Raw genomic sequence first — 12,643 nt, 5'->3', positions numbered from 1 at the left:
GGCGGCGATCAACCGGGAGCCGCGGGCAAGCATCGGCCGGCGACCGGCCGGTCGACCAAGCGCGCGTGTTGTCAGGCGAACGGGGCGGGGGTACACCCGCGTGCATGGCATCCTTGGAAAAACCGCCGATCGTGACGACGACGGTGAAATGGCGCTGGCCCTCGGTTCACCCCGAGGGTCGCAAATATGTAGCGATCTCCGCCCTTGTTGCGGCGATCTTCCTCTTCTTCGTCTGGGACGAGCTGGGCTTCGTGCTGGTCGGCTTCACCATCTGGGTGGCCGCGTTCTTCCGCGACCCGATCCGGGTGACGCCGCAGGGCGCCGACCTGATCGTGGCGCCGGCCGACGGCCTGGTGACGATGATCGAGCGCGTGCCGCTGCCGCCCGAGCTGCGCGGCCCCAACGGCCTTGGCGAAGAGCCGCTGGTCCGCGTCTCGATCTTCATGAGCGTGTTCGACGTCCACATCAATCGCTCGCCGATCGCGGGCACCGTCCGCCAGGTCGTCTACATCTCGGGCAAGTTCCTGAACGCGGACCTCAACAAGGCGAGCGACGAGAACGAGCGCCAGCACATCGTGGTCGAGGACATGTACGGCCGCCGCATCGGCTTCACCCAGATCGCGGGCCTCGTGGCGCGCCGCATCGTCGGCTTCGTGAAGCCTGGCGACATCATCGCCGCCGGCCAGCGCGTCGGCCTCATCCGCTTCGGCAGCCGCGTCGACGTGTTCCTGCCCGACGGCATCGAGCCGCAGGTGATTCTGGGCCAGCGCAGCATCGCCGGCGAGACCATCCTCGGCCGCCCGGCAGTGCCGGCACCCGCCGGCGTCGCGCAGTAAGGCCGCCGCAGTGCGTCGTCCCCGTCCCACGCGCGGCATTCCGCTGCGCGCCGTCGCCCCCAACGCGGTCACCGCGCTGGCCCTGTGCTCCGGCCTCACCGGCATCCGCTTCGCGATCGCGGGCGATTGGGAGCGGGCGATCATCATGATCCTGGTCGCGGGCGTGCTGGACGGGATCGACGGCCGCATCGCGCGCCTGGTTCGCGGACAGAGCCGGTTCGGGGCCGAACTCGATTCGCTGTCCGACGCGATCTCCTTCGGCGTCTCGCCCGCGCTGATCCTGTATCTCTGGTCGCTGGTGGCGGCGCCGCGGATCGGATGGATCTGCGCGCTCGTCTACGCCGTCTTCTGTGCGCTCCGGCTCGCCCGCTTCAACGCCCAGATCGACGTGGTGGAGCAGCCGCACAAGTCGGCCGGCTTCCTCACCGGCATCCCCGCACCCGCAGGCGCGGGCCTTGCCATGCTGCCCATCTATGTCTGGCTCTGGTCGGGGGAGGCGGTGTTCCGTTCGCCCTGGATCGTCGCCCCCTGGGTGGCGTTCATCGCCTTCCTGATGGTCTCCAGCCTGGCGACCTACAGCTGGTCGTCGCTGAAGCTCCGGCGCAACATCCGGTTCGAGGCGATCGTGGTGGTGGTGATCGTCGCGGCAGCGCTGGTGTCGGCGCCCTGGCAGACGCTCACCGTCGTTTGTGTCGGCTATCTGGCGACGCTGCCCTTCAGCATCCGCTCCTACCGCCGGATCAAGCGGCTGCGCGAAGGGTCCGCGCCGTCGCCCGCTGCCGGATAAGGTTGCGGCGCGACGACAGCCGCACCGCCGGCAGGCGCTCCATCGGAACCTCGGGGCCATAACGCAGCAGGCGAACGATCCGCTGCCACTGCGGCGCCACGGTTGCGACGATGGTCGAGATTGCCACCGCGAGAGTGAGAGCGAAGAGCAGTGAAGCAAACAGACTGGCCATGAACAACCTCCGAACGCTTGCCGGAACACGGTAACGCTTCTTTAAGACACAAGAGGCGCTGGCCGCATTGGTTCCGAAATCCTGTTGTGAACATGGTATGTTCCACATTCGTTCCCGCTGTCAACGCTTGATCTGAAGCGGCGTCTGGGCTAAGCGCGCCGCCTCAACCCCGCATGGGAAGCGCACATACCGGTGTTCCGGGCCTTGAAGGTCCTCGAATTCCTGCTTCCCAGAGGCTCAACCGGAAGGAGTTATCCCTATGGCGGCACCTGTCGTCTCCATGCAGCAGCTGCTCGAATCGGGCGCGCACTTCGGTCACCAGACTCACCGCTGGAACCCGAAGATGAAGCCGTACATCTTCGGCGACCGTAACGGTGTCCACATCCTCGACCTGTCGCAGACCGTGCCGCTCTTCGCGCGCGCTCTCGAGTTCGTCTCGTCGACCGTCGCCGCCGGCGGCAAGGTGCTGTTCGTCGGCACCAAGCGCCAGGCGCAGGAGCCGATCGCTGACGCCGCCCGCAAGTCGGGCCAGCACTTCGTCAACCACCGCTGGCTGGGCGGCATGCTCACCAACTGGAAGACGATCAGCAACTCGATCAAGCGCCTCAAGACGCTCGAGGAGCAGCTGTCGGGCGACACGCACGGCCTCACCAAGAAGGAAGTGCTGCAGCTCACCCGCGAGCGCGACAAGCTCGAGCTGTCGCTCGGCGGCATCCGCGACCTGGGCGGCATCCCGGACATCATGTTCGTGATCGACGCCAACAAGGAAGAGCTGGCGATCAAGGAAGCCAACAAGCTCGGCATCCCCGTTGTCGCGATCCTCGACTCGAACGTCTCGCCGGAAGGCATCGCCTTCCCGGTGCCGGCGAACGACGACGCGAGCCGCGCGATCCGCCTGTACTGCGAAGCCGTGGCGATCGCCGCGACCCGTGGCGGCCAGCAGCAGATGCAGCAGGCCGACTTCGACGTCGGTGCGATGGACGAGCCGCCGGTCGAGGAGGCGCTCGGCGCCGACCAGACCGTCGCTGCCGAGGGCGAGCAGCAGATCAACGCCTGATCGGCGCGGATCGAATGATTTCGGGCGGGGTGGGGCAGGTGCCTCGCCTCGCCCGTAGCTTTAGCTGAGATACAAGGAACCAGGACATGGCAGAGATCACCGCCGCCGCCGTCAAGGAACTGCGCGAGCGTTCGGGCGCGGGCATGATGGATTGCAAGAAGGCACTGGCCGAGAGCGGCGGCGACATGGAAGCGGCCGTCGATTGGCTGCGTACCAAGGGCCTCGCCGCCGCCGCCAAGAAGTCCAGCCGCACCGCGGCCGAGGGCCTGGTCGGCGTCGCGGTTGCCGGTACCGTCGGTGCTGCGGTCGAGGTCAACTCGGAAACCGACTTCGTCGCGAAGAATGAGCAGTTCCAGAACTTCGTTCGCGAAGTGACCCAGGTTGCGCTGTCGACCGGTGACGATGTGGAAGCCATCAAGGCTGCTGCGATGCCGTCGGGCACCACCGTCGCAGACGTGCTGACCCACAACATCGCCACCATCGGCGAGAACCAGTCGCTCCGTCGCGCCAAGCGCCTCGAAGTCGCCAACGGCGTCGTGGTCCCCTATGTCCACAACGCAGCCTCGGCCGGCCTCGGCAAGATCGGCGTGCTGGTCGCGCTCGAGAGCGAGGCTTCGGCCGATGTGCTCGAGCCGCTGGGCAAGCAGATCGCGATGCACATCGCCGCGGCATTCCCGCTGGCGCTGTCGATCGACGACCTGGATCCGGAAGTGGTCGAGCGCGAAGCTGCGGTTCTGCGCGAGAAGAACGCCGACAAGATCGAAGGCAAGTCGCCCGAAGTCGCCGAGCGGATCCTCAACGGGCCGATCGAGAAGTTCAAGAAGGAGAACGCGCTCCTGACCCAGGCGTTCGTCATGGACGGCAAGACGCCGGTCCAGGACGTGATCGCCAAGGCGGGCAAGGACGCCGGTGCCAACATCGTGCTGAAGGACTATGTCCGCTTCCAGCTCGGCGAGGGCATCGAAAAGGAAGAGAGCGACTTCGCGGCAGAGGTTGCGGCAACCGCCGGCCTCACCAAGTAAGCGTCGCTTTTTCCGCGATTCTTCGGACGGGCGCGGCTACCATCTGGTAGTCGCGCCCGTCCTCGTATTCACGGGATCTGCACGGCATCTGCGCTTGGCATCGCAGCCGCCGCCGCCTAAGGTCCGCGCCATTCCCGAACCCCTGACGTACAAGGTGTCATGACCCTGCCTCGCTTCGATCGCATTCTCTTGAAACTCTCGGGCGAGGTCCTGATGGGGCCGGGTCAGTTCGGTATCGATCCCGCCACCTGCGACCGCGTCGCGCGCGAAGTGAAGGCCGCGCGGGACGAGGGGCATGAACTCTGCCTCGTCGTGGGCGGCGGCAACATCTTCCGCGGCCTCGCCGGCGCCGCCCAGGGCTTCGACCGCGCCAGCGCCGACTACATGGGCATGCTCGCGACCGTGATGAACGCGCTCGCCGTGCAGAACGCGCTGGAGCGGATCGGCGTCGAGACGCGCGTCCAGTCGGCGATCCCGATGGCATCGGTGTGCGAGCCCTACATCCGCCGCCGCGCCGTCCGCCACATGGAGAAGGGTCGCGTCGTGATCTTCGCGGCCGGCACCGGCAGCCCGTTCTTCACCACCGACACCACCGCCGCGCTGCGCGCCGCCGAAATGGGCTGCAGCGCGCTGTTCAAGGGCACCAGCGTCGACGGCGTCTACGACGCCGACCCGAAGAAGGTGCCGGACGCCAAGCGGTACGACACGCTGAGCTTCGGCCGCGTGCTCGCGGACGACCTCAAGGTGATGGACGCGAGCGCCGTCGCGCTGTGTCGCGACAACGACATTCCCATCGTCGTGTTCAACATCCGCGACGAGGGTAATCTGGCAGCCGTGCTGCGCGGTGAGGGCACCGCCACCGTCGTCCAGAACCAGACCAACGCTTAAGAAGAACAGGAGCCCGATCATGGCCGCATATAGCAAAGCCGACCTAGAACGCCGCATGGCCGGCGCGGTCGAGGCGCTGAAGGGCGATCTGGGCGGTCTTCGGACCGGCCGCGCCTCCATCTCGCTGCTCGATCCCGTGACGGTCGAGGTCTATGGCGCGCACATGCCGCTCAACCAGGTCGCGACGGTGTCCGCGCCGGAGCCGCGGATGCTCTCCGTGCAGGTGTGGGACAAGTCCAACGTCGGCCCGGCCGACAAGGCGATCCGCTCCGCCGGCCTCGGCCTCAACCCGATCGTCGATGGCCAGACGCTGCGCCTGCCGATCCCCGACCTGACGGAGGAGCGCCGCAAGGAACTTGCGAAGCTCGCCGGCCAATATGCTGAAAAGGCACGCATTGCGGTCCGCAACGTCCGCCGCGACGGCATGGACAGCCTGAAGACGGACGAGAAGAAGGGCGTCCTGTCCGAGGACGAGCGCAAGCGCCACGAGACCGAGGTGCAGAAGCTCACCGACGCGACGGTCGCGGACATCGATGCTGCCGCCGCGGCCAAGGAGAAGGAAATCCTGGGCAAGTGAGGTCGCTTGCGGCTTCGGTTCCGGCGTCGGGTGGGACGGGTGCTGCAGTGCCGCGCCACGTCGCGATCATCATGGACGGGAACGGCCGCTGGGCGAAGGCCCGGCGGCTGCCGCGGATCGCCGGGCACCGTCAGGGGGCCGAGGCAGTGCGCCGGGTCGCCCGCGCCGCCCGCGAGCTGGGGATCGAGGCGCTCACCCTGTACGCCTTCTCGTCCGAGAACTGGCGCCGGCCCGAGGAAGAGGTCAGCGACCTCATGGGCCTGCTGCGCCATTTCCTGCGCAGCGAGATCGACGAGCTCGCCCGCGAGAACGTCCGCCTGCACGTGATCGGCGACTGGCGCCGCCTCTCGCCCGATCTCGTCCGGCTGATCGAGGACGCGATCGCGCGCACGGCGCGCAACACCGGCTGCCAGCTGGCGATCGCGCTCAACTACGGTGCTCAGGCTGAGATCGCCGCCGCCGCCCGCCAGCTCGCCGCCCGCGTGCGCGATGGCGAGACGGCGGTCGAGGCGATCGACGAGGCGGCGATCGAGGATGCGCTCACCACCCGCGACCTGCCGCCGCTCGACCTCCTGATCCGCACGTCGGGCGAGGTGCGGCTGTCGAACTTCCTGCTGTGGCAGGCGGCCTATGCCGAACTGCTGTTCGTGGACACGCTCTGGCCCGACTTCGGCGCCGATGCGCTTGCGGACGCAGTCGCGCAGTTCGGTCGGCGCCAGCGCCGCTTCGGTGGCCTGTGAGCGATCCTTCGGCGCCCGCGCGGCGTTCTGACCTAGGCGTCCGCGCGGTCGCGGGCGTCGCCATGATCGGCGTCGCCGGCCTCGCGCTCTACGCGGGCGGCTTCCTCTTCTGGCTGCTGGTCGCCGTCGCGGCGCTGTTCATGATGGCCGAGTGGGCGGACCTCCACCGCGCCGCCTATGCGGACAAGCGCCTCGCGCAGTTCGCGCTGTTCGTGCCCGTCGCGATCATGGCGCCGCTCGCCGCCGGACCCGGCTTCCTCGCGCTCGGCCTGATCGCGGGCGCCGCGTTCTTCACGGTCATCGTCACCCGCCGCCCGGGCCTCGCGCACGGCATCGTCTACGTGGGGCTTCCCGTCCTGGCGCTGCTGCTGCTGCGCAACCAGGCGCACGGCGTGCTGCTTAGCCTCTGGGCGATGGCGTTGGTCTGGGCCTGCGATATCGGCGCCTATTTCGCCGGCCGCTCGATCGGCGGCCCGAAGCTCGCGCCCACAATCAGCCCCAACAAGACCTGGGCTGGCCTCATCGGCGGGGTGCTCGCGGCGACCGTCTTCGGCGCGCTCCTCCAGCCGCTCGGCCTCCCGCTCCACCTGGTGCTCGCGACGCCGCTCCTTGCCGTGCTGGCGCAGATGGGCGACCTGTACGAGAGCCAGCTCAAGCGTCGCGCCGGCGTCAAGGATTCCGGCAACATCCTCCCTGGCCACGGCGGCGTGCTGGACCGGCTCGACGGCCTCGTGCCCGTCGCACCCGCCGCCGCGCTGATGGTCGAGCTTGCGAAGATCACATGGTGAAGCGTGTTTCCATCCTGGGTGCGACGGGGTCGATCGGCACCTCGACGCTGGACCTGATCGTCCGCGCGCCCGATCAGTTCGAGGTGCTGGCCCTTACCGCCAACCGCGACGTGAAGAAGCTCGCCGAGGCCGCGATCCGCACCCGCGCGCGCCGTGCCGTGGTCGCCGATCCCGAATGCCTGGACGCGCTGCGCGACGCACTCGCCGGCAGCGATACCGAGGCGGCGGCGGGCCCGGATGCCGTGGCCGAGGCAGCCGCGATGGGCGCCGAGTGGATCATGGCGGCGATCGTCGGCACCGCCGGCCTGCGCCCGGTCATGGCCGCGCTCCAGACCGGCGCGACCGTCGCGCTCGCCAACAAGGAGGCGCTGGTTTCCGCCGGTGCCGTCGCGACCGCCGCCGCCCGCGCCCATGGCGCGACGCTGCTGCCGGTCGACTCCGAGCACAACGCCGTCTTCCAGTGCTTCGACTTCGCAGCGCCCGAGCGGGTGCGCCGCATCGTGCTCACCGCCAGCGGCGGTCCGTTCCGCGAGACCAGCCTGGAGGCGATGCGCGGGATCACGCCGGCCCAGGCGGTCGCCCATCCCAATTGGTCGATGGGCGCCAAGATCTCCGTCGATTCCGCCACCATGATGAACAAGGGGCTGGAGCTGATCGAGGCGTTCCACCTCTTCCCGGTTTCCGCCGAGCAGCTCGACGTGATCGTCCACCGCCAGTCGGTGGTCCATTCGATGGTGGAGTATGTCGACGGCTCCGTGCTCGCGCAGATGGGCACGCCTGACATGCGCACGCCCATCGCGTACACGCTCGCCTGGCCCGATCGCATGGCGACGCCGTGTCCGCCGCTCGATCTCGCCGCGATCGGCCGCCTCGATTTCGAGCCGGCCGACCCGGTCCGCTTCCCGGCGCTCGCGCTCGCACGCGCCGCGCTCCAGGCAGGCGGCGCGCGCCCGGCGATCCTCAACGCCGCCAACGAGGTCGCGGTCGCCGCATTCCTTGCCAGCAAGATCCGGTTCCTCGAAATTGCCGCAATCGTCGCCGATACGCTGGAGCGCTATGATCCGGAGGCCCCGGCCACGCTCGACGCGGTGCTCGCCGTCGACGGAGAGGCCCGGAGGCTGGCGGGAGAGCGTGTGAAGGACTGCGTCGCTTGATCGAAGGCCCGGGCTTCCTGCTGAGCGTGCTCGCCTTTCTGCTGGCGCTGGGCCCGCTCGTATTCGTTCACGAACTCGGTCATTACCTCGCCGGCCGTCGGTTCGGGGTGAAGGTGGAGGCGTTCTCCGTGGGCTTCGGCCGCGAGATCGGCGGCTTCACCGACCGGCACGGCACCCGGTGGAAATTCGGATGGCTCCCGCTCGGCGGCTATGTGCGCTTCGCCGGCGACATGAACCCGGCCAGCCAGCCGTCCGCCGAATGGCTTTCGCTGCCGGCCGGCGAGCGCAGCGGCACCTTTCAGGCCAAGCCCCTATGGCAGCGCGCGATCATCGTCGCGGCAGGGCCGGCCATCAACTTTCTGGTGGCCATCCTGATCCTGGCCGGCTTCGCGCTCGCCTATGGGGAGAGCCGCACCCCGCCCACGATCGGGCTGGTCGCGCCGAACAGCGCCGCTGCCGCAGCCGGTCTCCGGCCCGGCGACCGCATCCTCTCGATGGGCGGCCGCAGCGTCGATACCTTCGACGACGTCGCGCGCTACACCCGCATCCGCCCCGGCGAGGCGAGCACCATCGAACTGGTGCGCGAAGGCCAGGTGCAGACGCTTCCCGTGACCCTGGGGACCACGACGGAGCAGGACCGCTTCGGCAACGTCTTCCGGCTCGGGCAGCTCGGCATCGGCCCCGCAGGACGGGTGATCGAGCCGGTGGGCGTGTTGGAGGCGCCGGTGGTGGCGGTCCGCCAGACCGGCCAGATGGTCGGCATGATGGTCGACACGCTCTGGCAGATCGTCAGCGGGCGCCGCCCGGTGTCGGAGCTGGGCGGTCCGATCAGCATCGCACGCGCCTCCGGCGAGCAGCTGGTCCTGGGCCCGCAGGCGTTCGTGTTCCTGGTGGCGCTGATCTCGATTAACTTGGGGTTCATCAACCTCTTGCCAGTTCCGATGCTGGATGGCGGCCATCTGCTCTTCTATGCCATCGAGGCGGTCCGCCGCCGGCCCACCGATCCGCGGGTCGTGGAATGGGCTTTCCGTGGCGGCGTGATGGCGATCCTGGCATTGATGGTTCTGGTGACGGCGAACGATCTGGGTTCGCTCGGTCTGTGGCGCGGTTTGTCCGGCTTGATCGGGTGAGCGGGTTAGGGCAGGGCGGACGCGATCCGCATGCCGTGTGTGTTGTACGGCTTACCGACTGGGGTGGGATGTGACGAAGGTTTCCAACTACGGCATGCGCGCGACCGTGCTGATGGCAGGCACGATGCTGTCGGGCGTGGCAGTGGCGCAGACGGCGCCTGCTGCCCCCGCTGCCCAGGCGCAGCAGGCTGCTCCTGCCGCAACTCCTCCGGTGGTCGTCTCGGCTCCGGTCCGCAACATCCGCTCGCTTACCGTGCGCGGTTCGCAACGCATCGAGCCGGACACGGTGCTGTCCTACACCAAGCTGCGCGTGGGCCAGCCCTATACGACCGAGAGCCTCGACCAGGCGATCGTCGACCTGCTCGCGTCCGACCTGCTCGCCGACGCGCAGATCGAGGGCGTCGAGACCGGCGACATCGTCGTGGTGGTGCGCGAGAACCCGATCATCAACCGCGTGGTGCTGGAGGGCAACAAGCGGTTGAAGGACGACAAGATCGTCAAGGAGATCAAGCTCGCGCCGCGGCAGATCTTCACCCGCACCGCCGTTCGCGCCGACGTGGCGCGCATCGTCGAGCTCTATCGTCGCCAGGGCCGCTTCGCCGCCTCGGTCGAGCCGCAGATGGTCATGCTCGACCAGAACCGCGTCGACGTGGTGTTCGAGATCAACGAGGGACCCAAGAGCAAGGTCCGTCAGATCAACATCATCGGCAACGAGCAATATTCGGATTCCGATCTCCGCAAGGAGATGTACACCAAGCAGTCACGGCTGTTCCGCGTCTTCAGCTCGGCCACCAGCTACGACCAGGATCGGCTCGCCGCCGACCAGCAGAAGCTGCGCCAGTTCTACCTGACCGAGGGCTATGCCGACTTCCGCGTGATCTCGGCGGTGGCCGAGCTCACGCCGGACAAGCGCGACTTCATCATCACCTATGTGGTGGAGGAGGGGCCGCGCTATAAGTTCGGCGACGTGAAGGTCGACAGCGCGATCCGCGACTTCGACGGCGAGAAGCTCGCCAAGACGCTGCCGATGAAGAAGGGCGACTGGTACAACGCGAAGCTGGTCGAGGATTCGATCGACAGCCTCAGCCAGTATGCCGGCCTCTACGGCTACGCCTTCACCGACGTGCGTCCGGAATTCCAGCGCGACCGCGAAGCGCTGACGATGGGGATCAACTTCTTCCTCGCGGAGGCGAACCGCACCTACGTCGAGCGGGTGGAGATCACCGGCAACACGCAGACGCAGGACAAGGTGATCCGTCGCGAGATGCGCGTAGCCGAGGGCGACGCCTTCAACGCGTTCATGGTGAAGCGCTCGCAGGATCGCATCAACTCGCTGGGCTATTTCCAGGACAAGTTCGAGATCAAGCAGCAGCAGGGCTCGACCCCTGACCGCATCGTGCTTGCAGCCAACGTCGAGGAGCGCTCGACCGGTGAGCTCTCGCTCTCCGCCGGCTTCTCGAGCCTCGAAAAGTTCATTCTCCAGGCCTCGATCCGTCAGAACAACTTCCGCGGCAAGGGGCAGACGCTCTCGGCCAGCGCGAGCTATTCGAGCTACTCGAAGTCGGTCGAGCTGGGCTTCACCGAGCCCTATCTGTTCGACAAGAACATCGCGCTCGGCGGCACGCTGTTCCGTCGCGACTACAACTCGTTCAACTATTACGGCAGCGGTCGCGATCGTAACGATCTCTATTCGCAGCTTTCGACCGGCGGCACGCTCGTGGCCGGCGTTCCGCTCACGGAATACTGGCAGCTCTCGGGCCGCTACACGCTGCAGCAGGACAAGGTCACCCTCGACGAGGGCACCTACTACACCAACGGCGAGTGCGATCCGCTCAAGGCGGGACGGTATCTCTGCGACGCCATCGGCAACCGCCTGACGTCCTCGATCGGCGTGTCGCTGATCTATGACAGCCTCAACAGCCGTCTGCGGCCGAGCCGGGGCTCGCGCGTCGTGCTGGGCGCGGACTTCGCCGGCCTCGGCGGTGACGTTCGCTACATCCGCGGCCGCTTCGACGGTGACAAGTACTGGAACCTCGGAGGCTGGGTGCTGTCGGCGGGGCTGGAGGGCGGTTATATTCACGCTCTGCAGGATAGCCCGGGGCCGGGCATCGATCCGGTTCGCATTACCGACCGCTTCTACCTGGGCGAGCCGCAGTTCCGTGGCTTCGACATCCGCGGCGTCGGTCCCCGCATCCGCCGCACCTACATGAACGGCGACGTGGCATCGGGCACCCAGGCGCTGACCACCGACAACAGCTACGACGATCCGCTCGGCGGCAAGGCCTATTACCTCGGCAAGCTCGAGCTCGAGCCGCCGCTCGGGTCGGGCATCTCCGAGCTCGGCCTGCGTCCGTCCGTCTTTGTGCAGGTCGGCTCGTTGTTCGGACTGAAGCGTCCGCGCCCGACGGCCGAGTTCGCGCAGGCGACCGACGCCAGCGGCAACCCCTTGTTCAACAAGGATGGTTCGCCGTCGCTGCTGCCCCGGATCGATCCGATCAGGACCGATACCGGCCAGGCGCTGTACCTCAACAGCTTCACCAGCCCGACCGGCGCCCCGGCAACGCGCCTCACTACCTGCACGACCGGCTATTCCGCTACCTATGGCGGCACCTGCGTCGGCGGTGAGACGAACGTCGCGGCGGTCAACACCGTCTCGCCGTTCCTCGAGGAATATTTCGGCGATACCTGGAAGCCGCGTCTGTCGGTGGGTGTCGGCGTCAACTGGAACTCGCCGTTCGGGCCGCTGCGGATTGACGTGGCCAAGGCGTTGCTCAAGCAAAAGGGCGACGACACCAAGCTCATCACCTTCAACGTAGGGACTCAATTCTGATGCGTAGCTTCTCCAAGGCGGCGCTTGCCGCACTCGTCACCGTTTCCGCTACTTCGGTCGCGGCGCCCGCGTTCGCGCAGGTGCAGGGCCTCGGCGTCGTCGACCTTCAGGAGGCGGTGCGCCGCTCCAACGCGTTCACGACGGCGATGACCCAGATCCAGACGACCTACAAGGCGCAGATCGACCAGGCGAACACCCGCCGCACCGCGATCCAGAACGAGCTGAAGCCGCAGGTCGACGCGTTCGAGGCGGCACGTCGCGCGCCCAACGCGAACCAGCAGGCCCTGCAGACCCAGTATCAGGGTATCCAGCAGCGCGAGCAGACCGCGCAGCAGGAACTGGGCCGCATTCTTCAGCCGGTCCAGCTCGCCCAGGCCTATGTCAACGAGCAGATCGTCCGCCAGCTCGAGCCGGCGCTGGATCGCGTGATGACCGCGCGCCGCCTCTCGGTGATCCTGCCTCCCGACGCGACCGTGAAGTCGCTGCCGGCGGCCCAGGTCACCAACGACCTCATCGCCGAGCTGAACCGTTCGGTCCCCAGCGTCCAGATCACCCCGCCTGCCGGTTGGCAGCCGGGTGGCCAGCAGGCTGCTCCGGCGGCAGCGGCGACGGCACCGGCGGCGCAGCCCGCGACCGGCACGAAGCCGCGGGGTCGCTGATCG

The 12,643-nt window shown here is 67.8% G+C and carries 12 protein-coding genes; all 12 read left to right on the top strand.

The features are described 5' to 3' along the window. The first annotated feature begins 104 nt into the window (after window positions 1-104). The 12 genes from EO081_RS06855 (at window position 105) to EO081_RS06800 (ending at window position 12,640) form a co-directional block, all read left to right on the top strand. Entirely contained in the window at window positions 105-836 is a 732-nt protein-coding gene (locus EO081_RS06855) for a phosphatidylserine decarboxylase (RefSeq protein WP_129341106.1), read from the top strand. A gap of 10 nt (window positions 837-846) precedes the next feature. After that, on the top strand, window positions 847-1,623 hold the full coding sequence (locus EO081_RS06850) for a CDP-alcohol phosphatidyltransferase family protein (protein ID WP_240697562.1): 777 nt from the start codon (window positions 847-849) through the stop codon (window positions 1,621-1,623). Window positions 1,624-2,054: 431 nt separating this feature from the next. Beyond that, complete coding sequence (rpsB, locus tag EO081_RS06845; RefSeq protein WP_129341105.1) at window positions 2,055-2,852, top strand: 30S ribosomal protein S2; 798 nt, start codon at window positions 2,055-2,057, stop codon at window positions 2,850-2,852. Window positions 2,853-2,938: 86 nt separating this feature from the next. Then, a complete protein-coding gene (gene tsf, locus EO081_RS06840; protein WP_129341104.1) occupies window positions 2,939-3,874 on the top strand; it encodes a translation elongation factor Ts in 936 nt (311 codons plus the stop codon). 159 nt (window positions 3,875-4,033) lie between these two features. Further along, window positions 4,034-4,762, top strand: coding sequence for a UMP kinase (gene pyrH / locus EO081_RS06835; RefSeq protein WP_129341103.1), 729 nt, complete (start codon window positions 4,034-4,036; stop codon window positions 4,760-4,762). Between the two features lie 19 nt (window positions 4,763-4,781). After that, window positions 4,782-5,339, top strand: coding sequence for a ribosome recycling factor (frr, locus tag EO081_RS06830; protein WP_129341102.1), 558 nt, complete (start codon window positions 4,782-4,784; stop codon window positions 5,337-5,339). Then, on the top strand, window positions 5,336-6,079 hold the full coding sequence (locus EO081_RS06825; RefSeq protein ID WP_375781642.1) for an isoprenyl transferase: 744 nt from the start codon (window positions 5,336-5,338) through the stop codon (window positions 6,077-6,079). Before frr ends, EO081_RS06825 begins: the two co-directional genes overlap by 4 nt. Continuing rightward, entirely contained in the window at window positions 6,076-6,867 is a 792-nt protein-coding gene (locus tag EO081_RS06820; protein ID WP_129341101.1) for a phosphatidate cytidylyltransferase, read from the top strand. The genes EO081_RS06825 and EO081_RS06820 overlap by 4 nt, the downstream gene beginning before the upstream one ends. Then, window positions 6,861-8,021: a 1-deoxy-D-xylulose-5-phosphate reductoisomerase gene (locus tag EO081_RS06815; RefSeq protein WP_183947837.1), complete on the top strand. Its 1,161-nt coding sequence runs from the start codon at window positions 6,861-6,863 to the stop codon at window positions 8,019-8,021. Before EO081_RS06820 ends, EO081_RS06815 begins: the two co-directional genes overlap by 7 nt. Then, a complete protein-coding gene (locus tag EO081_RS06810) occupies window positions 8,018-9,151 on the top strand; it encodes a M50 family metallopeptidase (protein ID WP_129341099.1) in 1,134 nt (377 codons plus the stop codon). Before EO081_RS06815 ends, EO081_RS06810 begins: the two co-directional genes overlap by 4 nt. Window positions 9,152-9,245: 94 nt before the next feature. Beyond that, entirely contained in the window at window positions 9,246-11,981 is a 2,736-nt protein-coding gene (gene bamA / locus EO081_RS06805; RefSeq protein WP_129341476.1) for an outer membrane protein assembly factor BamA, read from the top strand. Beyond that, window positions 11,981-12,640 carry an OmpH/Skp family outer membrane protein gene (locus tag EO081_RS06800; RefSeq protein WP_129341098.1) on the top strand — a complete coding sequence of 220 codons (660 nt, stop codon included), beginning with the start codon at window positions 11,981-11,983 and terminating at the stop codon, window positions 12,638-12,640. Before bamA ends, EO081_RS06800 begins: the two co-directional genes overlap by 1 nt. The last annotated feature ends 3 nt before the right edge of the window (window positions 12,641-12,643 follow it).

Origin of the sequence: Sphingomonas desiccabilis, assembly GCF_004135605.1 — a bacterium.
Classification (GTDB): Bacteria; Pseudomonadota; Alphaproteobacteria; order Sphingomonadales; family Sphingomonadaceae; genus Sphingomonas; species Sphingomonas desiccabilis.
The sequence above is the reverse complement of the archived record's forward strand: the minus strand, read 5'-3'. Positions and strand labels throughout refer to the sequence as shown.